General features: G+C 32.4%; 24 protein-coding genes. 8 read left to right on the top strand and 16 right to left on the bottom strand.

Annotated elements, in window-relative coordinates:
• Positions 1-43 precede the first annotated feature (43 nt).
• From mnmA to acs, 3 genes are all read left to right on the top strand, one after another.
• Positions 44-1,258: a tRNA 2-thiouridine(34) synthase MnmA gene (gene mnmA / locus GQS07_RS11550; protein WP_158210946.1), complete on the top strand. Its 1,215-nt coding sequence runs from the start codon at positions 44-46 to the stop codon at positions 1,256-1,258.
• A gap of 18 nt (positions 1,259-1,276) precedes the next feature.
• Entirely contained in the window at positions 1,277-2,215 is a 939-nt protein-coding gene (locus GQS07_RS11545; RefSeq protein ID WP_158210945.1) for an NAD(P)H-dependent flavin oxidoreductase, read from the top strand.
• A gap of 131 nt (positions 2,216-2,346) precedes the next feature.
• Positions 2,347-4,257, top strand: coding sequence for an acetate--CoA ligase (acs, locus tag GQS07_RS11540; RefSeq protein ID WP_158210944.1), 1,911 nt, complete (start codon positions 2,347-2,349; stop codon positions 4,255-4,257).
• 84 nt (positions 4,258-4,341) lie between these two features.
• On the opposite strand, the gene GQS07_RS11535 is transcribed toward acs, so the two are convergent.
• Positions 4,342-5,211: an EamA/RhaT family transporter gene (locus tag GQS07_RS11535; protein WP_158210943.1), complete on the bottom strand. Its 870-nt coding sequence runs from the start codon at positions 5,209-5,211 to the stop codon at positions 4,342-4,344.
• Positions 5,212-5,414: 203 nt separating this feature from the next.
• On the opposite strand from GQS07_RS11535, the gene GQS07_RS11530 reads away from it, so the two are divergent.
• Complete coding sequence (locus GQS07_RS11530) at positions 5,415-6,287, top strand: helix-turn-helix domain-containing protein (RefSeq protein WP_158210942.1); 873 nt, start codon at positions 5,415-5,417, stop codon at positions 6,285-6,287.
• 66 nt (positions 6,288-6,353) lie between these two features.
• Here GQS07_RS11530 and GQS07_RS11525 read toward each other — a convergent pair whose 3' ends face one another.
• The 5 genes from GQS07_RS11525 to GQS07_RS11505 all read right to left on the bottom strand — a co-directional run bounded on the left by GQS07_RS11525 (position 6,354) and on the right by GQS07_RS11505 (position 11,589).
• Entirely contained in the window at positions 6,354-7,388 is a 1,035-nt protein-coding gene (locus tag GQS07_RS11525; protein WP_158210941.1) for an o-succinylbenzoate synthase, read from the bottom strand.
• 7 nt (positions 7,389-7,395) lie between these two features.
• Positions 7,396-8,082: a metal-dependent hydrolase gene (locus GQS07_RS11520; protein WP_158210940.1), complete on the bottom strand. Its 687-nt coding sequence runs from the start codon at positions 8,080-8,082 to the stop codon at positions 7,396-7,398.
• Positions 8,083-8,094: 12 nt separating this feature from the next.
• Positions 8,095-9,006, bottom strand: a complete 912-nt coding sequence (locus tag GQS07_RS11515; RefSeq protein ID WP_158210939.1) for a 1,4-dihydroxy-2-naphthoate polyprenyltransferase — start codon at positions 9,004-9,006, stop codon at positions 8,095-8,097.
• A 148-nt stretch (positions 9,007-9,154) separates the two neighbouring features.
• Complete coding sequence (locus tag GQS07_RS11510; RefSeq protein WP_158210938.1) at positions 9,155-9,466, bottom strand: hypothetical protein; 312 nt, start codon at positions 9,464-9,466, stop codon at positions 9,155-9,157.
• A gap of 1,283 nt (positions 9,467-10,749) precedes the next feature.
• On the bottom strand, positions 10,750-11,589 hold the full coding sequence (locus GQS07_RS11505) for a 1,4-dihydroxy-2-naphthoyl-CoA synthase (RefSeq protein ID WP_158210937.1): 840 nt from the start codon (positions 11,587-11,589) through the stop codon (positions 10,750-10,752).
• Between the two features lie 71 nt (positions 11,590-11,660).
• On the opposite strand from GQS07_RS11505, the gene GQS07_RS11500 reads away from it, so the two are divergent.
• The 4 genes from GQS07_RS11500 to GQS07_RS11485 all read left to right on the top strand — a co-directional run bounded on the left by GQS07_RS11500 (position 11,661) and on the right by GQS07_RS11485 (position 15,925).
• The gene (locus GQS07_RS11500; protein ID WP_158210936.1) at positions 11,661-12,776 is read left to right on the top strand and encodes a C1 family peptidase; all 1,116 of its coding nucleotides are present in this window, start codon (positions 11,661-11,663) and stop codon (positions 12,774-12,776) included.
• Between the two features lie 64 nt (positions 12,777-12,840).
• Positions 12,841-14,031, top strand: a complete 1,191-nt coding sequence (locus GQS07_RS11495; RefSeq protein WP_233269271.1) for a serine hydrolase domain-containing protein — start codon at positions 12,841-12,843, stop codon at positions 14,029-14,031.
• Positions 14,032-14,040: 9 nt separating this feature from the next.
• Positions 14,041-15,084, top strand: coding sequence for an NAD(P)H-dependent flavin oxidoreductase (locus GQS07_RS11490; protein WP_158210935.1), 1,044 nt, complete (start codon positions 14,041-14,043; stop codon positions 15,082-15,084).
• The gene (locus GQS07_RS11485) at positions 15,077-15,925 is read left to right on the top strand and encodes a GNAT family N-acetyltransferase (protein ID WP_158210934.1); all 849 of its coding nucleotides are present in this window, start codon (positions 15,077-15,079) and stop codon (positions 15,923-15,925) included. Before GQS07_RS11490 ends, GQS07_RS11485 begins: the two co-directional genes overlap by 8 nt.
• On the opposite strand, the gene ygiD is transcribed toward GQS07_RS11485, so the two are convergent.
• The 10 genes from ygiD to lpdA form a co-directional block, all read right to left on the bottom strand.
• The gene (ygiD, locus tag GQS07_RS11480) at positions 15,922-16,755 is read right to left on the bottom strand and encodes a 4,5-DOPA dioxygenase extradiol (RefSeq protein WP_158210933.1); all 834 of its coding nucleotides are present in this window, start codon (positions 16,753-16,755) and stop codon (positions 15,922-15,924) included. The two genes, GQS07_RS11485 and ygiD, sit on opposite strands and share 4 nt — an antisense overlap.
• A 2-nt stretch (positions 16,756-16,757) precedes the next feature.
• Complete coding sequence (locus GQS07_RS11475) at positions 16,758-17,441, bottom strand: potassium channel family protein (RefSeq protein ID WP_158210932.1); 684 nt, start codon at positions 17,439-17,441, stop codon at positions 16,758-16,760.
• 12 nt (positions 17,442-17,453) lie between these two features.
• Positions 17,454-19,235 (bottom strand): TrkH family potassium uptake protein, encoded by a 1,782-nt coding sequence (locus tag GQS07_RS11470; protein WP_158210931.1) that lies wholly within the window; start codon positions 19,233-19,235, stop codon positions 17,454-17,456.
• 1 nt (position 19,236) lies between these two features.
• Positions 19,237-19,611 carry a DUF3037 domain-containing protein gene (locus GQS07_RS11465; protein ID WP_158210930.1) on the bottom strand — a complete coding sequence of 125 codons (375 nt, stop codon included), beginning with the start codon at positions 19,609-19,611 and terminating at the stop codon, positions 19,237-19,239.
• Positions 19,598-20,392, bottom strand: coding sequence for a HipA family kinase (locus GQS07_RS11460; RefSeq protein ID WP_158210929.1), 795 nt, complete (start codon positions 20,390-20,392; stop codon positions 19,598-19,600). Before GQS07_RS11460 ends, GQS07_RS11465 begins: the two co-directional genes overlap by 14 nt.
• A 131-nt stretch (positions 20,393-20,523) precedes the next feature.
• Positions 20,524-21,072 (bottom strand): DNA-3-methyladenine glycosylase I, encoded by a 549-nt coding sequence (locus tag GQS07_RS11455; RefSeq protein WP_158210928.1) that lies wholly within the window; start codon positions 21,070-21,072, stop codon positions 20,524-20,526.
• A 3-nt stretch (positions 21,073-21,075) separates the two neighbouring features.
• The gene (locus GQS07_RS11450) at positions 21,076-21,477 is read right to left on the bottom strand and encodes a hypothetical protein (protein WP_158210927.1); all 402 of its coding nucleotides are present in this window, start codon (positions 21,475-21,477) and stop codon (positions 21,076-21,078) included.
• Between the two features lie 102 nt (positions 21,478-21,579).
• Positions 21,580-22,170: a hypothetical protein gene (locus GQS07_RS11445; RefSeq protein WP_158210926.1), complete on the bottom strand. Its 591-nt coding sequence runs from the start codon at positions 22,168-22,170 to the stop codon at positions 21,580-21,582.
• Between the two features lie 152 nt (positions 22,171-22,322).
• Entirely contained in the window at positions 22,323-22,928 is a 606-nt protein-coding gene (locus tag GQS07_RS11440) for a hypothetical protein (protein WP_158210925.1), read from the bottom strand.
• A 112-nt stretch (positions 22,929-23,040) separates the two neighbouring features.
• Positions 23,041-24,444: a dihydrolipoyl dehydrogenase gene (gene lpdA / locus GQS07_RS11435; protein ID WP_158210924.1), complete on the bottom strand. Its 1,404-nt coding sequence runs from the start codon at positions 24,442-24,444 to the stop codon at positions 23,041-23,043.
• Positions 24,445-24,503: the final 59 nt, after the last annotated feature.

Raw genomic sequence — 24,503 nt, 5'->3', positions numbered from 1 at the left:
GTATTGTGGCATTTAATGTAAATTTGTTGCAATATTTTTTATTATGAAAAAAAGAGTAGTAGTAGGACTTTCAGGAGGGGTAGACTCAAGTGTTGCCGCTTATTTACTGAAAGAACAAGGATATGATGTAATTGGATTATTTATGAAGAATTGGCACGATGATTCAGTGACAATTTCTAATGAATGTCCGTGGTTAGAAGATAGTAATGACGCCTTAATGGTGGCTGAGAAATTGGGTATTCCATTTCAAACAGTTGACTTAAGCGAACAATATAAGGAGCGTATCGTTGATTATATGTTTAACGAATATGAGAATGGACGTACACCAAATCCAGATGTTTTATGTAATCGTGAGATTAAGTTTGACGTTTTTATGAAAATAGCGTTGAGCTTAGGAGCAGATTATGTTGCTACAGGTCACTATTGTAGAAAAGGAGAGGAGGTAATCACTAAAGCTGATGGAACACAGGAAACTGTTTATAAACTGTTAGCAGGTGTTGACCCTAATAAAGACCAATCTTATTTCTTATGTCAATTGTCACAAGAGCAGTTAGCAAAATCTTTATTCCCAATTGGAGAGTTGTTAAAACCACAAGTGCGTGAGATTGCAGCTCAAATGGATTTAATTACAGCAGACAAGAAAGATTCACAAGGATTGTGTTTCATTGGAAAAGTGCGTTTACCTGAGTTTTTACAACAACAGTTGAAACCAAAAGACGGGTTTATTTACGAGATTCCAAAAGATGCCGCTGTATTTAAAAGTCAGGAGGGAGTGGAGTATGCTACTTTAGAAGAACAATTACAAGCAGAGGCTAAGGCATTTGTGTACACACCTGAAATGGGTAAGAAAGTAGGAGAGCACTATGGAGCACACTTTTTTACAACAGGTCAGCGTAAGGGACTTAATGTAGGAGGTACGGTTGAACCATTGTTTATCATTGCTACCGATGTGAAAGATAACGTGATTTATACAGGTCAAGGTCACCAACATCCAGGATTATTTCACAAATCACTTTTTGTAAAAGAGAGTGAAATTCACTGGGTAAGAGAAGATTTAGCTTTGAAAGAAGGGGAGTCAATGGAGATTTATGCACGTATTAGATACCGTCAACCATTACAAAAGGCAACTTTACATAAAGTTAAAAATGGTATGTATGTACGATTTGATGAGCCACAATCTGCAATAACTGAGGGACAATTTGTATCTTGGCATATCGCAGACGAACTAATCGGTTCGGGGGTGATATCAAAAGTATAACCAACCAATCAAAAAATTATGAATAGAATTAAAGAACTCTTTGGCATCGAATATCCTATTATTCAAGGTGGAATGATCTGGAATAGTGGGTATAAGTTGGCAAGTGCTGTAAGTAATAGTGGAGGACTTGGTCTTATTGGAGCCGGTTCTATGTATCCAGATGTGCTTAGAGAACATATTCAAAAGTGTAAAAAAGCAACAAATAAGCCATTTGGCGTAAATGTTCCAATGCTTTACCCTAACGTTGAGGAGATTATGAATATCCTTGTAGAAGAAGGCGTAAAGATTGTTTTTACATCAGCGGGAAATCCAAAAACGTGGACCCCTTTTTTAAAGGAACACGGAATTACGGTTGTTCATGTTGTGAGTTCTTCTAAATTTGCTTTAAAAGCACAAGATGCAGGTGTAGATGCTATCGTAGCAGAAGGATTTGAGGCCGGAGGACACAATGGAAGGGAGGAAACAACGACTTTTACATTAATTCCGATGGTTAAAGAGAGAATTTCGATTCCGTTGATTGCAGCGGGCGGAATTGCGTCAGGAAAGGGTATGCTTGCAGCGATGGTTTTAGGAGCAGATGGAGTTCAGATGGGAACACGCTTTGCAGCATCAGTGGAGAGTTCGGCACATGATAATTTTAAAAATCTCTTATTAGATACACAAGAAGGAGATACAATGGTAAGTTTGAAAGAACTTGCGCCAGTTAGACTTATTAAAAATGATTTCTATTTAGGATTACAAGATTTGTATAAAAATGGAGCTTCTGTAGAAGAACTGAGAGAATACTTAGGACGCGGCCGTTCAAAAAAAGGAATGTTTGAAGGTGATCTTGTAGAAGGAGAACTTGAAATTGGACAAATAGTTGGTCTTATTAATAAAATAGATACAGTTCAAAATATTATCAATGAGGTAGTTGCTGAGTATAACGAAGCAAAAAAAGGACTCTATAATATTTAACATAGAAAATTAGTATATAAAAAAGTCATACATTATTTTTATAAATAATGTATGACTTTTTGTTTTTTACCTCTAATATCATATATTTAGAAACTTAAAATAACATAACATAAAAATATTACTACTAAACCATGAGTTATTATAAAATAGAGAACCTTGAACAGTATTTTAAACACTATAAAAAATCTGTTCGAGAGCCACGTAAATTTTGGAGTAAAATAGCTGAGGAAAACTTTGTATGGTACCAAGTATGGGACAAAGTTTTTGACTTTGATATGGAGAATTCAAAATTTCAATGGTTTGTAAATGGTAAACTTAATATTGTAAAAAACTGTATAGATAGACATCTTGCAAAACGCGGAGATAAAGCAGCTATTATATTTGAACCTAATAATCCGGAAGAAGAAGCACAAACAATCACTTATAACGACTTATATATCAGAGTTTGTAAAATGGCAAACGTACTGAAAGATCAAGGAGTTAAAAAAGGGGATAGGGTTTGTATTTACTTACCAATGATTCCGGAGTTATCTGTAGCTATGTTAGCTTGTGCAAGAATTGGTGCAATTCACAGTGTGATATTCGCAGGATTTTCTTCATCTGCTGTTTCAAAACGAGTAAACGATTCTGAATGTAAGTTTGTTATTACATCAGATGGTAGCTTTAGAGGAAGCAAGACTATTCCGTTAAAACCAATTATTGATGAGGCGTTAGTTAACTGTCCTTCAGTAGAAAGAGTATTAGTTGTTAATAGAACTGGGGCTGAAACAAAAATGGTAGAAGGTAGAGATTTGTGGTTAGAGCCATTATATGAAGAAGCATCAACAAATCACGTAGCTCAAGTTATGGATGCTGAAGATCCTCTGTTTATTCTTTATACATCAGGATCTACAGGTTCACCTAAAGGAATGGTTCATACAACGGCGGGTTATATGGTACAAACGGCGTATTCATTCCGCAATATTTTTGACTATAAAGAAGAAGATATCTTCTGGTGTACAGCAGATTGTGGTTGGATTACAGGTCACTCATACATAGTTTATGGTCCTTTATTAAATGGCGCTACTACTGTAATGTTTGAGGGAGTTCCTTCTTATCCGACACCAAGTAGATTTTGGGATATCATTGATAAATATAGAGTTACACAGTTTTATACTGCACCAACGGCAATTCGTTCATTAATGACGGAGGATTACAAATATGTAAATTCACACGATTTATCAAGTTTAAGAGTAATTGGGTCTGTAGGAGAGCCAATTAACGAAGAAGCTTGGCACTGGTACAATGACCATGTTGGTAAAAAGAGATGTCCGATTGTGGATACTTGGTGGCAAACAGAAACGGGAAGTATCTTGATTTCTCCGTTGCCTTTTATTACACCGACTAAACCAACTTACGCTACATTGCCATTACCAGGTATTCAAGCTGTTTTGATGGATGAGAAGCGAAATGAAATTGAAGATAACCAAATTGATGGAGCTCTGTGTATTAAGTTTCCATGGCCATCTATGGCAAGAACAATTTGGGGAGATCACGAAAGATATCAAGAAACGTATTTTAGTCAATTCCCTGGTAAATATTTTACAGGAGATGGTGCATTAAGAGATGAAGTAGGATATTATAGAATTACTGGTCGTGCAGATGATGTTGTGATTGTTTCAGGTCACAATTTAGGTACAGCTCCAATTGAAGATGCTATAAATGAGCACCCAGCAGTTGCAGAAAGTGCGGTTGTTGGTTATAAGCACGATATTAAAGGAAATGCACTGTATGGCTTTATTACGCTTAAAGTAGAAGGAGAATACCGTGATCGTGAGAATCTTATGAAAGAGATTAATAATCAGATTTCAAGTCACATTGGACCAATTGCTAAATTAGACAAGATTCTATTCGTAGAGAGTCTTCCTAAAACGCGTTCAGGAAAGATTATGAGAAGAATATTAAGAGCGATCTCAAATGGAGAAACACAGGAATTTGGAGATGTTTCTACATTAATCAATCCAGAAGTAATCAAAACAATTATAGAAGGACATAATCAGTAGTAATACAGGTTTATAGATATAAAAAATCCCTCGAATAGTAAGATACTATTTGAGGGATTTTTTTTATATGATATATTCGAGAGTTTATTTTAGACTATACATTAATAACGCAATTGCAATAATAGCAAGTATTAAACCTATGACATTCTTTTTACTAAGTTTTTCTTTAAACCCAAAATAGCCGATTAAAGTTCCAAATACAATAACACCATAATTCATTCCTGCGAATACAATTGTTGGGTTTTGTGCAAAAGCTTTGTGAGCATTTAGATAGAAATATATATTACCAAAATTTAAAACACCTATAATTACCCCAAATAGTAAGGTGTATTTTGTGATATTTAGTTTTATTTTTTTGACAAAGCAAAATATGCCATAAAATAGTAAAGACAATAATAAGGCAAGGATAAAGACAGAAGATAGAGTAGTAGTATAAGGAACAACTGAGTATAATGCCATTTGTTTAAATAGAATATCAATTACACCAAAACCTACAAATACTAAAATTAGAAATAAGATATTTTTAGAATTTATATTAGCTGCGTCTTTTTCTGCTTTACTAAGTATGAAGTAAACCGCTATAAAACCGAGAAATAACGAAATATATCTCAACATCGTAATATTCTCTTTAAAAAGAAATATTGAAGCCATGATAGGAATAAAAAGAGACATTCGTTGAGCAATATCTGTTTTTATAATTCCTGTATGTTTAATACTTAAATATTGAAATATAAATATTGATGGCAATAAAAGTCCTAAAACTATAACTAATAGATAAGGGAAATTACTATCAACCATAGTGTAATTAGGTTTAAAAATAAAGCTTGATAAAGCTACAGTTGAAATATAGTTAATGATAATTATTTGATAAATATCAATTGGAAGTTTCTTGATTATTTTAAGTAATACACCAACAGAAAGACTGCCAATGATACTCAATATAAGGTATAGCATTGTTTGAAATTTAGGTTACAAATATATATAGATTTAAAGGATGTGATAGTGTTAGAGTAGTATTTTAATAATCTATTTTACATAATATGTATTATCATATATACTAATTGTTAATTAAATGTGATTTGTTTGGGAATATTTACTAAATTTGTAGATATAGTATGTTTATTTGATACTATGATTAGTAATTATAAAAGAATGAAATGAATAATATTCCTCGTTTTAATAGCTGTAATTTATTAGATCAATATAACAATCATAAAGATTGTATAATCTTTGATTTAAAGGATGTTGTTGAATCTCAAAATAGTTTAGTTTCAATTGCTCATCATCATTTATTCTACCAAATACTATTTATTACAAGCGGAACTGGTAAGCATTTTATTGATAATAAGACATTTAATATTAATAAAGGTGATTTATTCTTTATTGCTCCAGGTCAGGTTCATAAGTGGGATTTTAATGAGTCTACACAAGGTTATGTATTAAATTTTACAATTGATTTCTTCTATTCTTATTTAGTTGATAAAGATTTTTTAAATAATTTCAAATTCTTTAGTCAACACAACACTGAAAATCTATTCAAAGTTAATAAATTTTTCAATGAATTTGATAGAATGTTCAATAGTATAAAGATAGCTTTTAATGATAAAAGAAGAAAGGAATTCAGTTTATTACACGTTTATGTTTTAGAATTGCTTTTGACTGCTGTAGAGTTATATGAGTCTAAAAATAAGTTATCTGACGATAGAATCCACTACTCTGCTTTGGTTAATAATTATGAAAAATTAATAGATAAGCATTTTTATGAGCTCCGATTTCCTAATGACTATGCAAAACTACTACACGTAAGTCCAAATTATTTAAATTCAAAATGTAAAAAATTCAAGGGACAATCTTCTGGTGAATTGATCAGAAATAGGATTTTATTAGAAAGTAAAAGATTACTTGTAAACACGAATTTAAGTGTTGCCGAGATTGCTTTCAAGCTTAGCTTTAAAGATAATTCTTATTTTTCAAGATTCTTTAAAAAGTACATTGGTGTTTCACCAGACGGATATAGACGAAGTAAATAATTACCATAAAAAATGCCTGGAAACAAACTAAGTTTTCAGGCATTTTTTATGGTCTTATAAGTAATTTTATAGATTAACTTTCCAGTCTTCTTCTGTATTATACCACAACTCTCCATTTTTAACTTCTAATGGACAATCAAAATTATTAGTATAAAGAGCACCTGTTCCTAACCCTTGAGGTAAATTTGATTGTAAAGTATAGGTCCATTGAGCTATTGCATTTAGTCCTATATTACCTTCTAAAGCTGATGTAATCCACCAACCAATATTGCGTTCTTCAGCAAGTTTAATCCATTCCAAACTACCTTTAATTCCACCTACTAAACTTGGCTTTAAGATAATATATTGTGGGGCAATTTTATCTAATAAATCAACTTTGTCATGGAGGTTGATTACACCTATTAACTCTTCATCAAGTGCAATAGGTAATGGAGTGTTTTTACATAGTACTGACATACTGTCATACTGCTTTTGTTTGATAGGTTGCTCAATGCTATGTAATTCTAATTCAGAAAGTTGTGTTAGTTTACTTAAAGCATCACTTGCCAAGAAACCACCATTTGCATCAACCCTTAATTCAATGTCTTTTGATGTGAAATGCTCACGAATATAACGCAATAACCCGAGCTCTTTTTCAAAATCTATTGCTCCAATTTTAAGTTTAACACATTTAAATCCTTGCTTTAACTTCTCGTCAATTTGCTCTTTCATGAAGGCTTCTTCCCCCATCCAAATCAATCCATTAATAGGAATAGAGTCCTCCCCTTTTGTGAATTGTGAAGGGAATAAAATATACGGGTTATTACTTTCAAGTGATAGAAAAGCTTGCTCTATTCCGAATTGAATTGAAGGCCATTCAAGTAACTCATTCCACAAAGCCTCTTTTCCTAAATGAATATTTTGAACAACCCATTTTAGCTTGTCTTCATAATCGGGTCTATCATCAAAACTAAGAGAGCGCAGTATACCGCACTCTCCTATTCCTATTTTGCCATTATGCTCGAGTTTAATAAACCACGTTTCCTTTTCTGTAAGAACCCCTCTTGATGTTCCTGAAGGTCTCTTAAATTCAAGTAAATGTCTTTTATAACTTGCTTTCATAATTCTTTTATAATGTTAAGCTTTCTCCAATGTTTAAAAGCATTAGATCTTTTCCTTTTTCGAAAAACTTACGCTTAGCTTCTTCATGATCAATTTCAATATAACCAAACGTATCAAAGTGATAGCCTAAAACTTTATCACATTGCACAAAATTTGAAGCAATAACAGCTTCGTCTACATCCATTGTAAAATTACTTCCAATAGGTAAAATAGCTAAATCAAGCTTAGTAAACATTGGAATTAATTGCATATCCATCGTTAATGATGTATCTCCTGCTATATAGATATTCTTGTTTTTACTTTCAATAACGAATCCTCCTGGCTGTCCTCCATAACTACCGTCAGGAAAAGAACTTGAGTGTATAGCTGGAGTATATTTAAGTTTACCGAAATCAAATAACCAGCTACCTCCATGATTCATTGGATGTGCTTGAAGTCCTTTAGCTTCATAATGACCTGCAATCTCTGCATTTGATACAATTAGAGCATCAGGATTATTTTTTGCAATTCGCTCTACATCTGCGATGTGATCACCGTGTGCATGTGTAATTAAAATATAATCAGCTGTAATTGTATCTATGTCAATTGCTTTTGCCTCAGGTAATGGATTTCCTGTGATAAACGGGTCAACAATAATATTGATATCTTCTATTTGAATGCCTAAACAAGCATGTCCGTAATACGTAATTTTCATAATTTATCTTTTTTAGAATACTAAAGCTAATGAAAATAAAACAGACAATAAGAAAGTTGATAAAGCAACAATCTTCATTTGTGTGTCTAATTCTTTAGGAATAGTGTTTTGTTTTACAAATATTAAATGTTTGATTAAAGGAATATAAGCTATTACAAATAGATAGTTAATAGCACTGAAACCAGCGTGTATTCCGTAGACTACTAATGCTGTTAGAGCGAATAGAATGATGAAATAATGGTATTTCTTAGCTTCTTCTCTACCTAATTTAACTGCAAGTGTATTTTTACCTACTACTTTATCCGCATCTAAGTCTCGCATATTGTTGATGTTTAAAACAGCAATACTCAAGTTTCCAATAGCAATGGCAGGTAAGATTACCCAGAAATCGAATACTTGTCCGTATAAATAGAAACTACCTAATACACTTACTAATCCGAAAAAGATAAATACAAATAAGTCACCTAAGCCTCTATAACCATAAGCTCCTTTTCCAACTGTATATTTAATTGCGGCAACTACACACGCAATTCCTAAGACAAAGAAGAATAGAGAAGTAAAGAAATTGTCTTTACCGAATGATAAATAGATTAAGATTAATGCAGCTATTAGAGAAAGGATTGATGTTACAATAACCCCTTTTTTCATCTGTTTAGCAGATAAGATTCCGCTTTGCACTGCGCGTTGTGGACCAATACGATTTTCGTTATCAGTTCCCTTTACACCATCTCCATAATCGTTGGCAAAATTTGAAAGTATTTGTAGCAATAATGTAGTCAAAATAGCAAACAAGAAGATACTTGTGAATAGTGTATTTGCCGAAAAAAAAGGATAAGCACAAGCTGATCCAACTATAATACCTGATACTGAAAGTGGTAGTGTACGCAGTCTTGCTGCACTAATCCACGCTTTAGTTTTAGTCATAAACTCTTTTAATTATTTTAAGCTTTTGTATTACTGCTTGCAGTAATCAAAGTCCAAAATTAAAGAGAAAATATGAAAGTTACTCCTTATTATTAGAAAAGCATGCAAATCAAAAGATAAAGAAGAACTGATGTGGCTTTGAGAAATGTTATTTTGTAATGCTATGTAACTTAAACTTCAAGTACTTATTCGGTTTTACTAACGTATAATAAATAGCTGAAAAAGGATTTGCAGTAGATAAAGTGAAATGAATAGTATCGTTTTCTTGTACTTCAAAAACAATCGCATTAGAAGAATTCCAATCAACTTTAGCACTTATAATATGCTTACCTGGATTGATATTAAAAGTCAATTCCTCGCCATTAGGTATTAATGCAATCTTATCTCCATCTAAAAAAACACTGTAGTTTCTGTTTCTATCTACAACTGCTTTTTTACGTTTCACTATTAATTGGGCCATTTTTTTTGGTTTATAAAGTGAAGTAAAGTTACATTGAATAATAAGATACCCCAAGCTATTAACTAAATAAATTATTCAACTTATTTTACTTGTGAAAAAAGCATTACGAAGTAGTAAATTAGAAGGAGTTACTTAAAGTGAAGGTTTAAGTGATTTAGTAGCTTTGATTTGTAGGTGTAAATCAGTCTTTTTAAGGTTGTTTTATACCTATAACAAAAAGTTATGTGTTGTTTTTTGTAAGTGTATCTTGTTGATTTTCAAAACAAATGAATTGATTGCTTAAACTATAAGATGCATTGATTTGAGAAGAGCTTGTAGTTGACTATATTCATCTCATAACAAGGTATAAGCCTATGTTCAAGTGGGCAAATATACTCTTTTTATGTAATATTAATAGATTTAAAACCATTCTTTTCCTGAGTTTATAAATGCTCTTTTTGGACTAATAGTACATTGAATTATCACTAAATTAGACCTCTTATTTGACAATATATTCTTGACAAGCATCTAAGTTCTTTCTGAAATGATGCTCTTTTTGAATAGATATCCCCCTACTTTTAAAAGTATAAATAGGGCGCCTTTTTATGATTCCCTACTCTCCTCTATTAGATATAGAATCTTTTTTATAGAGACTCCTATTTTTCCAGGTTGGATTAAATATTTTAGTTTTTCTAAAAAAGAGCTTGCTTGTGTTTCGATAATGGTCTTGATTTATTTACCTGTTGTTCGAATTTGATAAACTGTTTTTATTTATTGTCTCGAGAGAGAAAGTAGAAATACAACTGATAAATGAAATAAGTACTTCTAGAGGTACTTTATTGTTTAGCTATACGTTTGGGTGTTTTCAAATGGTTTTGCGTGTTTAAACTCTTTATTTAGGGTTTTAGCTATATGTTTACATTGCAAATGAAAAGCTGTTTTCCGTACGAACTAAAAGAACAAACTTTAGAATAACGCTATTTATCCTCTTTTTAGGTTCGTTATACTTATTTGCTTTTAGTTTACTCATAGCTTTATTATGTAAAAAGTATGAAGGTAGGTAACTATCCCTATAATTCTTATTTGCTCAGGAGGTGGGGTTGTAATTTGTAAAACAACACCAGCTATGTTATTTCATTACATTCTGAAGTAGGAAGAAAAGTTTCGTGGAGTATTTTAATATGGGATTATAGACTCAAAGAAGGTTTCTGCATTTGGATTAAAGTAATGTTTAAACAAAAAAAACCGACTTCATAAGTGAAATCGGTTTTAAATATTGTAAAGCAATCGCTTTTATATTCTTATTATGGAATCCATTTTTTAGGGAAGTTAGGTTTACGTTTTTCTAAGAACGCATTTCTACCTTCAATTGCCTCTTCCGTCATATAAGCAAGACGAGTAGCTTCTCCTGCAAATACTTGTTGCCCCACCATTCCGTCATCTGTTAAGTTCATTGCAAACTTCAACATTTTAATAGATGTAGGTGATTTTGCTAATACTTCTTGAGCCCATTCGTACGCAGTATCTTCTAATTCAGCATGCGGAATTACAGCATTAACCATTCCCATTTCAAAAGCTTCTTGAGCACAGTAATTTCTTCCTAAGAAGAAAATTTCACGTGCTTTCTTCTGTCCAACCATTTTTGCTAAATACGCAGATCCGTATCCACCATCAAAACTTGTAACATCAGCATCAGTTTGTTTGAAAATAGCGTGTTCTTTACTCGCTAATGACATATCACAAACTACGTGTAAACTGTGTCCTCCACCAACTGCCCATCCAGGGATAACAGCAATAACTACTTTAGGCATAAAACGAATCAAACGTTGTACTTCTAAAATATTTAAACGGTGCATTCCATCTTCTCCTACGTATCCTTGGTGACCTCTTGCTTTTTGGTCTCCTCCACTACAAAATGAATAAACTCCATCTTTTGGCGAAGGTCCTTCTGCTGATAAAAGTACTACACCGATTGATGTATCTTCTTGTGCATCATAAAAAGCACGATATAGTTCGCTTGTCGTTTTTGGTCTAAAAGCGTTACGAACTTCTGGTCTATTGAAAGCAATACGAGCTACTCCACCACATTTTTTATATGTAATGTCTTCAAACTCGATCGCTGTTTCCCATTGTATCTTACTCATAATCTTTTTGAATTTAGGGTAAAAATAACCTATTTTTTGCATTATATTGCAATACTTAAAGATTATACCTCATGAAAAAACTTATAATTTCTATGTCACTGTTATTTGCAGTGATGAATTCTTACGCTCAACAATATGAATTTCAAAATATTATAGACATTGATGCGAATCCTGTAATCAGTCAAGGAAACACAGGAACTTGTTGGAGTTTTAGTACTTCTTCTTTTTTAGAATCTGAGATTATTAGAATAAAGGGCAAGCATATTGACTTATCTGAAATGTACACGGTGCGTAATACGTACCCAAAGAAAATAGAGAATTATATCTTAAGACAAGGAAAAGCACAGTTTGGTGAAGGTGGTCTTGCTCACGATGTAATTAATAGCGTACGTGATTATGGTATTGTACCAATTGAAGCATATTCTGGCTTAATGGGTGAAGAAACGTATAATCACAGTGAAATGTTTAAAACGCTTCAAAGTGTTATTGATGCTTATGCTAAAAGTAACGGACCTATTTCTATGCATTGGAAAAGTATCACTGAAAACATTCTTGATACTTATATGGGTAAGCAAGTAAAAGAGTTTACTTATGAAGGAAAGAAATATACGCCTGAATCATTTTTAAAAATGACAGGAATTAATCCAGACAACTACGTAACAGTTACTTCTTTTGCAAACCAGAAGAATTATACTCCATTTATTTTAAATATTCCTGATAACTTTTCTAACGGGAGTATGTATAACCTTCCTTTAGACGAATACATCAAAAATATTGACAATGCACTTGATAAAGGATTTACTCTTTCTTTAGATTGTGATGTTTCTGAAGCCACTTTCTCATCTAAACACGGTGTGGCTTTTGTAGCTACTTCTAAAGAAGATGAAAAGAAAGGTTTAACGGAGATAATCACTGAAAAAGCTGTGGATGCTGAGCTTAGATTAAAGGACTTTTATAGCTTTGATACGCAAGATGACCACTTAATGCATATTGTTGGAAAGGTAAAAGACCAAAAGGGAAATATTTATTACAAGGTTAAAAACTCTTGGGGAGGAAATAGTGAACGCATTGGAAACGATGGTTACATTTATATGAGTGTTCCTTATATGAAACTTAAATCTATTTCTGTATTAGTACATAAAGATGCCTTGGTTAAAAGTACAAAAGACCAATTAGGGATTAAATAAAAATAAAAGAATAGACAATTAGCCAGTTGCCTGTAAAAGGGCAACTGGCTTTGTATTTACAATAATGATGATTAAAACAAACAAACTAACAATATCAGTACTAACCGCGCTTTGTTTTTGTGCGTGTAATAATTCTAATAAATCAAAGGATTTAGCGATTAATACGGCAATTAATAAAGAGCATAATATACTTGTCGAAAACCCTTATACTGTAGAGTTTGAAGAACTCTCAAGTAGTTATATTGAAAAACAAAGAAAGGAAGTAGAAGAATTTTATCACAATAATATTAAAACGGGTGATTACACCGGAAGTTTTCTTGTTGCTAAGAACGGAAAGATTATCTATGAAGACTATTCTGGAGTTTATGACCGTACTGGTAAAAAGAAGATTACAAGTGATACTCCCCTCCACGTTGCTTCTGTCGGAAAAGTAATTACGGCTACTACTGTGTTGAGATTAGTAGATCAAGGCAAAATTAGTTTAGATCAGAGTGTTTCCGAGATTATTCCTCGTTTCCCTTATAAAGAGATTACCGTGCGCACTTTGTTGAGTCATCGCAGCGGATTGCGTTATTATGGATACTACGACAATGTATGGGACAGAACTAAAACGATTAGCAATAGCGATGTTATCAAGGTAATTGAAGAACAGACGGTAGCGTTAGACTTTAAACCCAATACTCGCTTTGCATACAGTAATACTAACTATGTTGTATTAGCAGAAATTGTTGAGAGAGTAACACAAAAACCTTTTAAAAAGGCAGTGGCAGAGTTGATCTTTGAACCACTTGGTATGACGCATAGTTTTGTGTTTGATGATATTAGTAATAAAAACAAGGTATCACAATCCTTTACAAGTAAGATGCGATTGATGGATTGGGATTATATGGATGGTACGTATGGGGATAAAAATATCTTTACTACTCCCCGTGATTTCTTAAAGTTTGATACGGCTATGTACTCTGACGAGTTTTTAAGTAAAAAAGTAAAGGATCAAATTTATCAAGGATATAGTTTTGAAAATCCAGGTATAAGAAATTACGGATTAGGTATTCGCCTAATAGAAATGCAAAATGGTCAGTTTTATACTTATCACAATGGATGGTGGCGTGGAAACACTTCGTCATATATTCGTTTAGCTAAAGACAATACGTGTATTATTCTTTTCTCAAACAAATACTCGAGAACTACATATAAGACAATTAGTTTATCTCACCACTTTGGCGATTATCCTGTGGGCGATATTGAATTGTAAACTATTGATATGGAACAAACATCGTCTATATTTAATATAAAATATCCCATAATTCAAGCACCTATGCTTGGCGTTACTTCTCCTGAGATGGTAGCTGCTGTGTGTAATGCAGGTGCAATAGGCACTCTTTCTCTGGGTAGATTGCCTATTGCTATTTGCGAAGAGTTGATCTTAAAAACCAAGTCATTGACCAACTGCCCTTTTATTGTTAATCTATTCTTACATCCTATTGTTACTATTAATAAGGATGAAATGGATGCAATGCAAGATGTTCTAAGTGAATTGTGTTCCACTATCGGCTATGCGTATGATTATAGAGATAACGTTGAACAACCTTCTTACAGTGAGTTATTAGCACTTGTACTAAAGCATAATATTAAACACATTGCTTTTACATTTGGATGTTTTACAGAGGAAGAAATTTTTATGTTACATCAAAAAGGCGTAAATTTAATAGGAACAGCAACAACGCTTGATGAAGCCGTTTATTTAGAGCAAAAGAAGATTGATGCAATTGTTTTACAGGGTATTGAGGCTGGCGGACATAGAGGAAGTTTTTTAAGTGATGATATACATTTGAATTTATCTCTGAACGATTTATTTCTCCAAGTTAAAGAAGCAGGAATAAAAAGTAAACTTATTGTTGCAGGTGGATTGTATAATGGTGATGTTGGTGCAGCTTATTTAAAAGCAGGTGCTGACTTTATTAGTTATGGCTCATATTTTATCACTGCTGAAGAAAGTTTAGCTTTGTCTTACCAAAAAGAGCTTTTAAGTCAAGGTCAACCTGTTAAAACAGTTCTAACAAAAGCTTTTTCCGGGAAGTGGGCTCGAGGAATTGCTAATGATTTTGTGATATTAATGGGAAAAAGTAAGGTTTCTGTGCCAAATTTCCCTATTCAGAATGTTTTAACAGAAAATGTAAGAAAATTTGCAAAGAGAAAAAATATTTATAACTTTAGCTCATTATGGTGCGGTATCAATGCACACCATTCTAAAGTAAATAAAACAAGCTTTTTAATTAATAATTTGATTAAAGAAATCTATGAGTAGCAGTTTTCAATTTAAGTTTTTAAAAAATGTAAAGAAAGAAGAGTTTTTAGAAGTATTTAATAATGCTACTTCAGAATTCTTTGTTCCAACTACTTTAACTAAAGATCAGTTGGGTGAAAAAATTAAAACAGAGGGCATTGATTTAAGTTTATCTGTAGGAGCTTATCATCAAAAGAAATTAGTTGGTTTTATTCTACACGCTAAGAACAATAAGAAACTTTATAACGCAGGTACAGGTGTATTGAGTGATTTTAGAGGAAATAATCTTACCGCTAAGATGTATGATTATGCTATACCCCTTTTTAAAAGTTTTCAAATGGATAAAGTAAGTTTAGAAGTTGATTCTTCTAACGAATCTGCTATGCGTACTTATAGAAAGATAGGTTTTAAAAAATGGAGAACCGTGGAATCTCTTAAAGGGAGAACAAGGATCAAAGTTAAAGATAATTTACACAATGCTTTAACAATGGGAGACTTACCTTATTACGAATATTTAGTGTCTTATATAGAAAAGGATTTAATACCTACGTGGCAAAATAATGAGTTTTGTATTAATAATAATGACCGCGTTGTTATGCGTAAAAAAGTAATGCTTGATAAAACAACTATAGGCTACATTATTTATAATCCAATTGAAAAAAGATTATTGCAAATTTGGGTCAAAGATACCTATAGACGTAAGGGAATTGCCTCATTTATGATGCATGAAGTTTTTGGAAATAATGTTTCTTTTTATGTAACTAATATAGATGGCCAAAACTTTGGAATTCATTCTTTCTTTCGCTCAATCGGTGCTGAGTCATACCAAGAGCAGGTTGAAATGGAACTCTATTTATCTTAAGAATTAAATAAAAAGGATGTCATACTCAAAGAGCCTCCCACATATTTATCATTGAATGTAGTTACTTCATCTTTTTTAGTAACTACGCCTAAAACATATAATAGTGGAAAGTAGTGATCAGGTGTTGGTATAGCAGACTGTACAGCAACGCCAAGCTTATCATAGCTAAGCAAATTAGAAAATTGTCTTGAATAAACAGTTTCTTTAATTAACTCATTACTTTCTATTGCCCAATCAAAGCCATAATTATCTTCGTGCATTTTGTGCCAGTCTATAGCTGATAAATTATGAACTATATTTCCACTTCCAATTATTAAAACACCTTTATTGCGAAGTCGTTGTAATTGCTTACCTATTTCAAAGTGATAGTTTGCTTCTTTGTAGTAATCTATGCTCAACTGTATTACCGGAATATTTGCCTCTGGAAATAGGTGTACAAGTATTGACCAAGCCCCGTGGTCTAATCCCCAATCAAGGTTTTCGTGTATATCAACTGAAGATGTAACAATGTCTTTGGCTAATGCTGGTGACCCCAATACATCGTATTCTACATTAAAAAGTTCTTGAGGAAAACCTCTAAAATCGTGTATTGTTTCCAAGGTGGTATTAGAGGTTATGTGCGTTCCTTGAGTTAACCAATGTGCAGATATAACAAGAATAGCTTCCGGTTTAGGTAATTGTTTACCTAATTTTTTCCAATAAAGAGAAAACTCATTTTCTTCAATGGCGTTCATAGGAGAACCATGCCCTATAAATAATGCAGGCATAGTAAACCCTTTATCCGGAAAGGATAAAAGGTTTTCTATTTCTTGTTTTTGCTTTATTACCATATTTAAGATGCTAAAATCTTTTTAATATCCTTATTGTCACCATAGATTACCATAATGTCTCCTTTGTTTAAAACGGTCTCGTAAGATGCTATTCCTTGTACTTCGTGTATTTTTTTAGATAAACCTAAGAAGTTTGTCTCTTCTCTAATTTTTAAAGTTGTTAGTACAACTAAGTTATAGTTTGTTCTAAAACCAATCTCTCCTAATGTTTTACCTGCAAAACGTTCTGATACAGTGATTTCAACGATACTGTATCTTCCGTTAATTTCGTATGAGTCCACTACTCCTTTTATACACAGTTTTTTAGCCCAACGCTCAGCTGTTTCTTCTTCTGGGTGAACAATCTCATCTACTCCTATCGCTTGTAATACGTTTTCGTGTAAAGGGGTAATTGCTCGACTAATCAAACGCTTTACATTTAGGTTCTTTAATACAGCCGTAGTCATAATATTTGCTCCTTGGTCTTCACCAATGGCTACAATAACAATATCCGTATTTGCTAACGGTAATCCCGACATCATATATTGATCTGTTGAATCAAGACAAATAGTATGTGAGATCATATCTTTATTAGCATCTACACGTGCCATGCTTTTATCTACACCGATAACTTCATTCCCTTGCTCTGTCAATTTTTTTGCCAATGAAGCACCAAAGTTTCCTAAACCAATAATTATATATTTCATTCTCTAAATGTCTTAATTTATCAATATTTCTTCTGTAGGATATCTGTAGTTTACTAAAGTCTCTTTTTTGCTAATTGCAATTAAGATAGTAAGCATACTCACACGTCCTATAAACATAAGCATGATTAACGTTACCTTACTTGGGTCAGTTAATTTAGCTGTAATTCCTGTACTTAATCCTGATGTACTATAAGCTGAAAAAGCTTCATACGCCAGTTTTATCAAATCTATCTTTGGCTCAAAAAAGGAAAGCGCAAATATGGCAATACCAATTACAAATAAAGATAGTATAATAATGGCAAAGGCACGTTGAACAGATAGTTCGTCTACTTCTCGTCTATATACTTCAATACGTGATTTACCTTTCATCAAAGTCCAAATATTCAGTACTGCAATGGCAAATGTACTCGTTTTAATACCCCCACCAGTTGATATTGGCGATGCTCCAATCCACATTAAAAAGATGATTAGTAGAAAGGTAGATACACTAAAAATATTATTATCTACCGTAGCAAAACCAGCAGTACGTGGCGTTGTTGCAGTAAAAAATGCAGTAACTAACTTTCCAACTCCTTCGTGTTCGGCTAAAGTATTGTTGTACTCTAAGACATAAACTAAGAATGTACCACCTACAATTAATGCAATGGTTGTAATTAAAATAATACGTGTACTTAAGTTAATTACCCTTGGTAAGTAAGTACTTGCTTCCTTCATACTAAAAGGAAGAAGTCTGTTTATTATAAGGTGCTTAATGTATTTGTAAACATTGAAAACAATAGGAAAACCAAGTCCTCCCATAATAAACAATCCTGCAATAATTAAGTGTAAAGGGTAATTAAATCTATATTCTAAGGTGTAAAGGTTTTCAGGTAAAGTAGAGAATCCAGCATTACAGAAAGCTGATACAGCGTGAAATATAGAGAAAAATATACGTTGATAGATTGATGTAAATTCTTGGTGACGAATACTGATAAAAATTCCCACCATACCAATGAACTGAATAATACCTGAGATAATGATAATGCGTTTTAAGGTAGCAAATACATCTCCCAATTTGTCTATATAAGACATATCTTTCAGCACTAATTGATTTCCATACGATGCTTTTCCCCGGAAGAAATAACTAAAGTAACTCGCAATAGTCATAATTCCCAATCCCCCACATTCCATCAAGAAGATCATTACTGTTTTTCCAAATATAGTAAATTGACTTCCGATATCCACGGTTGATAATCCTGTTACACAAACAGCACTTGTCGCTGTAAATAAGGCGTCTATATATCGTAAACTACCTGGTGTAACTGTTGCCTTTGGAAAAGATAGCATAAACGCTCCAATAAAAATAATCAGTAAAAAACTGACTATAAATAATTGCGCTGGATTCATTCTTGTTTGCTTAAGGTTAAGCTGAAGCATAGAGAACTCCCGCACAACCATTAAGAATACACCGAAGAATATTACAGCGCTACTGTCAAAGAATCTATTGGTGTGTTCTGGTTGCCACCGCGCTATGATAAGTATTAAGAATAGAACAACGCTAAATATGTCGAATATCTTAACACCTAAACTCTCATAGTTATCTTTGCTAAAATATCTACGAGCAATAGCTATCATCCCTATAGATAAACAGATATTATACAGAGAATTTAGCTGAGCGTGGTAATCGTTTAAAGTATTAAACCCTAAGTCATAAATTAAAATGAATAAGGTTATAAAACTAATGACAAAAGGTAAACGTATTAAGGCATACGTTAGTTTCTTTTGTATGTTATCTTTTAAGTAATATAGTGGCATTTTATAAAACTAATTCTTGATAAAGATTTTTAAACAATACTTCTAAATCCGTTGTCATCCCAGGATGAGGACGCGAAGCCTGAATACACGAACTCTTAACTGCAGTTAACCACCTAAATCTTTCGTCTACTTCAAGAGTAGCGATGGGATTATTGGCTGATGTCCCTAAAGCTATTGCTTCAAAAGCTTTCACGTGCTTCTGAAGTATTTCAAAATCTATTTCACTTGAAAAACAAGTTATCTTCTTTTCATCTAAATGAAACTTTGCTAATAGTTTTCTTTTTGATTTAGAAAAAACAAGCAAGCCTATATTGATAAACTCCTCTCGCTCTACCTTAGGAACAAATCTTATGATTGAATACTCATATACGTGCATCTTGAAATTTTTTAGCTTCGTTAACGAATAAATGAGAATTTTCTAATCTTGTTTTTAAGAACAAAAAGTATACCTCTCTAATTTCTTCTGGAGTTAAATCTACGTCTTCCCACTCTAACCAGTCTGTAGGAATTGTATCTGTTATTTCTTTCAGATCTTTTTCTGTAAGAAGTTGTTTAAAAGCGGTATCTACTTCATCAAGTTCTTTTGCTTGTGGAAGTAAAACGTGATCTTTTATAAATGAAAATGGTGTCAAAGCACTTTTTTCCCAATTGGTAAATGAATGATGAAAATAGAAAGCTGCTCCGTGGTCAATTAACCATAACTCTTTATGCCAAATTAGCATATTTGTGTTTCTAAATGTTCTATCTACATTTGTTATAAATGCATCTAACCATACAATCTGAGAAGATAATTTTGGGTCAATCGTCAATGCTTCCGGATCATAAGTTAATGCTCCTGATAAAAAGTGTAAAGCTAAGTTTAATCCCTTACTAAATTGAAGTAAGTCTTGAATCTCTTCATCTGCTTCTGTTCTACCAAAAGCTTCATCAAGCTCAGCGAATACGAGTTCAGGAACTTTTAATCCTAATTTCTGTGCAATTAAACCTCCAAGTAACTCGGCAATTAGGGCTTTTACCCCATGACCGGCACCTCTGAATTTAAGTACATATTTAAAATCATCATCTGCTTCTGCTAAGGCAGGTAATGATCCTCCTTCTCTCAAAGGAGTGATGTATCTTGTTACCGTTACTGTTCTTAGCTTAGATAAATTACCCATTAATTATCTTGTTTTTCTTTAAAACTATCTTGCAATATTAACCAAAAAACCCTCATCGCAAATCACGATGAGAGTTAATTTTTTTCTTTTTTATTTATTTACTTGTTATATCTAAGTAAAACAATATTATTTTAAAGCTTTTTATGAAATTTTGTATTTTTATATATAGGACAGTTCTCTAAATGTGCTCCATCTAAATATCCTGTACTCATTAAAAATTCATTGACAATTTCTTTACCTACAAACTTGAATTGTCTTTTAAATAATTTTAGCCATTGTTCTAAATCGTATTGTATATGCAAATCTAACCAATTTTTGAAACTTCCAAACTCTTGTTGTAATTCAATGATTTTCTGTGCATTGTAAATCGCAGCATTAACCTTTAAACGATTACGTATGATACCGCTGTCTTGTAAAAGAGTAGCTATTTTCTCTTCTGAAAAATTGGCAACAGTTGGTATGTCAAATTCTTCATAAGCTTTTTTAAAGTTTGCTCTTTTTTGTAGAATCGTATTCCAACTTAATCCTGCTTGATTTATTTCTAAGATTAAACGTTCAAATAATTCAGTATCATCTGATAATTCGAAACCATATTCGTAATCGTGGTAGTATTTGTTTGGATTGTCTGTGCTTTCAGGCAATTCATTACAAAAATCACAATAGTGCTTTTTTACTGCCATATACTAATTTGTTACTTTTATTTTAGCATCAGTTAATACTTTTTTAAAGGCAGTGCGTTGTTCAGCTGTTTTCAAACCGAAAACGTCTCTTGATTTTTTATTGTTTAATTTGATTACTGCTTTTGTAGCTAACCCTTTAGGTAGTTTAACATACTTGATAGCAGTTTTGTCAATCTTATTATCTGCTGTTTTTAATAAGAAATTTTTGACTGTTACATATAAAAAATAAGCGACAATACCAGTAAACACATAGTCCATTTCTTTTGGTGTATTCCAATTGGCAGTAGTAAGTCTTACAATTCCCATAACAAGAATAAAGGTAGACATTATCCTTGAAGAGGTTAATCTACCTTTATAGTTGTCATTTATTTCTAATTGCTTAGTGTCTTTATTAAATGAAATCATTTAGCTGTTTTTTGTCTTTGATTAAAAAACAAATCTAACAATAAATCAGACATAAATTAGCTAATAGAATGTTAGTATTTAGAATATTTAAATTCTGAAGTACTACATTTTTTTAAAGTATAAATATGGTTTTGAAGCTGTCTGTGTCCCATATTTAAAGTTACTTAATCTATCTTCAATTCTTAAATAGCCAGCTTGTTCACCAATTTCTAAGTTACCAGAATAAATACCTTTACGTCTTAATTCTTGTATTGGACCTGAATTTTCATCTGCTCCATAAAATTCATAGTAATCTTCAGTTATATTTGTTTTTATAACACCTATAGCAACAAAATTATTCATTCTTAATACACGAGGCACATCATTTACTAACGGACATTCTAAATCATTAAATTGAGTAATAACTGGAGTATGGCTATAATATAAAATACTGTCAATTTTTTGACTTGTATTTTTATATATATAAATATAATCTCTCTCTTTACAAGTCCCCGAAGCTTTTTTAGCTATACCAACTTTCCCATTTCCAAGATCGTTACCTATATATTGATACTTACCTTCTGATAAATCTTCAATACTTTTTAATGGTGTATATACTTTACTTGATATAGGATCTTCTGGAACACTATTGTCACTATTTGAGCAAGCAGTTATTGCTGCTATAGAAGCGATTAAGAATAAATATTTTTTCATAGTACAATTGTTAAGGGATTGTTAATTGCTAATATATATAAATGTTGTCAATAAAAAAAGGTTTAAACTATTTAGTTTAAACCTTTTGTATGATTAAGAAAACTTATATTTTATTATCATTATCAAAATTTAGAGGATAATAATAATAGTATTTATTCATTTATTTTTTTGAAGTATAAATATGGTTTCCCTTTTATTTGAGATCCTGGTTTGTATCCAGATAAATGATCTTCAATTCTTAAATAACCTCCTTGCTTTCCTATTTCAACTGTCCCTTTATAAATAAGATTACGTTCAACTTTAAACTCTTTTCCTGGGTTTTCTTTTTTTTCTTCTTCAGTCAATGGTATCTTGGCATCTTCAGTCATTTGAGTACTTAAAACTCCAGTAGCGTTTAATCTGTTATTTCTTAATACTCGATCATATTCTCCACCAATCTTTTCACATTTTACTTCGTTTTTTTTACCTAAAACAGTTTTATAATTAGCATAAGTTATACTGTCTAATTTTTGGTCTGTTTTATAAACAATTAATAAATCATTCTCTTTACAAGTCCCCGAAGCAGGGTTCACTATCCCAACTTTGCCATTACCTATATCATTTCCTACATATTGATATTTTCCATTTTCCAATTCTGTTAAACTTGTTAATGGATTATATGGCTGTGAGCTTATAGGATCTGAAGGTGAATTATCATCACTGCTTGAACATGAAGTTATTAAGGCTAATGTGGCCAAGAATAGAATAGACTTTTTCATTGTAATTTCTTAATTAGTTGTTAATGCAAATATAACTAAAACTAAAGGACATAAAAAAAGGTTTAAACCGTTAAGTTTAAACCTTTTTTATATTGACTATAATTTTTTACAATTATGAGTGAATTGCTCTGTTGTCAGTTGCAGCTAATGCAGCTTCTTTAATAGCTTCTGCAAAAGTTGGGTGAGCGTGAGACATTCTTGCTAAATCTTCAGCAGATGCTCTGTACTCCATTGCTACTACAGCCTCAGCGATTAAATCAGCACAACGAGCTCCGATCATATGGATACCTAAGATCTCGTCAGTGTTTTTATCAGCTAAGATTTTCACTAATCCATCAGTGTCAGCACTTGCTCTTGCACGTCCTAAAGCTCTGAATGGGAAACTTCCTGCTTTGTACTCTACTCCTTCAGCTTTTAATTGCTCTTCTGTTTTTCCAACAGCAGCAACCTCTGGCCAAGTATAAATAACACCAGGAATTAAGTTATAGTTAATGTGTGGTTTTTGACCAGCTAAGAATTCAGCTACCATCACACCTTCTTCTTCAGATTTGTGAGCTAACATAGCACCACGAATAACGTCACCAATAGCATAAACATTTGGTGCAGTAGTTTGTAAGTGATCATTAACTTCTACTTGTCCTCTTTCTGTTAATTTGATTCCTGCTTTTTCAGCATTTAATCCATCAGTATAAGGACGACGACCTACAGCTACTAAAGTGTAGTCACCTTCTAAAGTTACTAATTCTCCTTTTTTATCTAACGCAGAAACTTTAACTACATCTCCTTCACGCTCAACACCTTGAACTTTGTGAGTAGTGTAGAATTTCATTCCTTGTTTTTTCAATACTTTTTGTAATTCTTTTGACAAAGCACCATCCATAGTTGGTAAAATTCTGTCAGCGTACTCAACTACAGAAACTTGAGCTCCTAATCTTAAGTAAACTTGCCCTAATTCAAGACCAATTACTCCACCACCAATAATGATTAAGTGTTTAGGTACTTCAGGTAATTTTAATGCTTCAGTAGAAGTGATGATTCTTTCTTTATCTAAAGTGATAAATGGCAATGTAGATGGTTTAGATCCAGTTGCAATAATCGTGTTTTTAGCAGTGATTGTTTCAACAGATCCGTCATTTTTAGTTACATTGATAGTAGTTGCATTTTCAAATGCTCCAACTCCTTCAAAAACAGTGATTTTGTTTTTGTCCATTAAGAACTTAACACCAGCACAAGTTTGATCTACTACCGCTTGTTTGCGCTCGATCATCTTAGCTAAATCAACTTTTAAGTCTCCTGCAACTTCGATTCCATGATCAGCAAAATGTCCGAACTCCTCTACTAAGTGAGAAGAAGATAATAATGCTTTTGATGGAATACATCCTACGTTTAGACAAGTTCCTCCTAATGTTGGATACTTTTCTACAATTGCTGTTTTAAATCCTAATTGTGCACAACGAATAGCAGACACATATCCTCCAGGTCCAGAACCAATTACAACTACGTCAAATGAATTCATAATATATTTTTTTCTTTTTTTGTTGTTTTACTTAATTCTACAAAGTTACACTTTTTATA

The sequence above is a fragment of the Myroides phaeus genome (genome assembly GCF_009799805.1).
GTDB classification, from domain to species: Bacteria; Bacteroidota; Bacteroidia; order Flavobacteriales; family Flavobacteriaceae; genus Flavobacterium; species Flavobacterium phaeum_A.
The sequence above is the reverse complement of the archived record's forward strand: the minus strand, read 5'-3'. Positions and strand labels throughout refer to the sequence as shown.

Coding starts and splice junctions, on each gene's coding strand:
- GQS07_RS11455 (WP_158210928.1), bottom strand. CDS start 21,072: ATGGCAGTAAAAAAGCACTATTGTGATTTTTGTAATGAATTGCCTGAA.
- GQS07_RS11500 (WP_158210936.1), top strand. CDS start 11,661: ATGAAAAAACTTATAATTTCTATGTCACTGTTATTTGCAGTGATGAAT.
- GQS07_RS11530 (WP_158210942.1), top strand. CDS start 5,415: ATGAATAATATTCCTCGTTTTAATAGCTGTAATTTATTAGATCAATAT.
- GQS07_RS11535 (WP_158210943.1), bottom strand. CDS start 5,211: ATGCTATACCTTATATTGAGTATCATTGGCAGTCTTTCTGTTGGTGTA.
- GQS07_RS11490 (WP_158210935.1), top strand. CDS start 14,041: ATGGAACAAACATCGTCTATATTTAATATAAAATATCCCATAATTCAA.
- GQS07_RS11545 (WP_158210945.1), top strand. CDS start 1,277: ATGAATAGAATTAAAGAACTCTTTGGCATCGAATATCCTATTATTCAA.
- GQS07_RS11445 (WP_158210926.1), bottom strand. CDS start 22,170: ATGAAAAAATATTTATTCTTAATCGCTTCTATAGCAGCAATAACTGCT.
- GQS07_RS11460 (WP_158210929.1), bottom strand. CDS start 20,392: ATGGGTAATTTATCTAAGCTAAGAACAGTAACGGTAACAAGATACATC.
- GQS07_RS11525 (WP_158210941.1), bottom strand. CDS start 7,388: ATGAAAGCAAGTTATAAAAGACATTTACTTGAATTTAAGAGACCTTCA.
- GQS07_RS11510 (WP_158210938.1), bottom strand. CDS start 9,466: ATGGCCCAATTAATAGTGAAACGTAAAAAAGCAGTTGTAGATAGAAAC.
- GQS07_RS11440 (WP_158210925.1), bottom strand. CDS start 22,928: ATGAAAAAGTCTATTCTATTCTTGGCCACATTAGCCTTAATAACTTCA.
- lpdA (WP_158210924.1), bottom strand. CDS start 24,444: ATGAATTCATTTGACGTAGTTGTAATTGGTTCTGGACCTGGAGGATAT.
- GQS07_RS11495 (WP_233269271.1), top strand. CDS start 12,841: ATGATGATTAAAACAAACAAACTAACAATATCAGTACTAACCGCGCTT.
- GQS07_RS11450 (WP_158210927.1), bottom strand. CDS start 21,477: ATGATTTCATTTAATAAAGACACTAAGCAATTAGAAATAAATGACAAC.
- GQS07_RS11515 (WP_158210939.1), bottom strand. CDS start 9,006: ATGACTAAAACTAAAGCGTGGATTAGTGCAGCAAGACTGCGTACACTA.
- ygiD (WP_158210933.1), bottom strand. CDS start 16,755: ATGGTAATAAAGCAAAAACAAGAAATAGAAAACCTTTTATCCTTTCCG.
- GQS07_RS11470 (WP_158210931.1), bottom strand. CDS start 19,235: ATGCCACTATATTACTTAAAAGATAACATACAAAAGAAACTAACGTAT.
- GQS07_RS11485 (WP_158210934.1), top strand. CDS start 15,077: ATGAGTAGCAGTTTTCAATTTAAGTTTTTAAAAAATGTAAAGAAAGAA.
- acs (WP_158210944.1), top strand. CDS start 2,347: ATGAGTTATTATAAAATAGAGAACCTTGAACAGTATTTTAAACACTAT.
- GQS07_RS11505 (WP_158210937.1), bottom strand. CDS start 11,589: ATGAGTAAGATACAATGGGAAACAGCGATCGAGTTTGAAGACATTACA.
- mnmA (WP_158210946.1), top strand. CDS start 44: ATGAAAAAAAGAGTAGTAGTAGGACTTTCAGGAGGGGTAGACTCAAGT.
- GQS07_RS11475 (WP_158210932.1), bottom strand. CDS start 17,441: ATGAAATATATAATTATTGGTTTAGGAAACTTTGGTGCTTCATTGGCA.
- GQS07_RS11465 (WP_158210930.1), bottom strand. CDS start 19,611: ATGCACGTATATGAGTATTCAATCATAAGATTTGTTCCTAAGGTAGAG.
- GQS07_RS11520 (WP_158210940.1), bottom strand. CDS start 8,082: ATGAAAATTACGTATTACGGACATGCTTGTTTAGGCATTCAAATAGAA.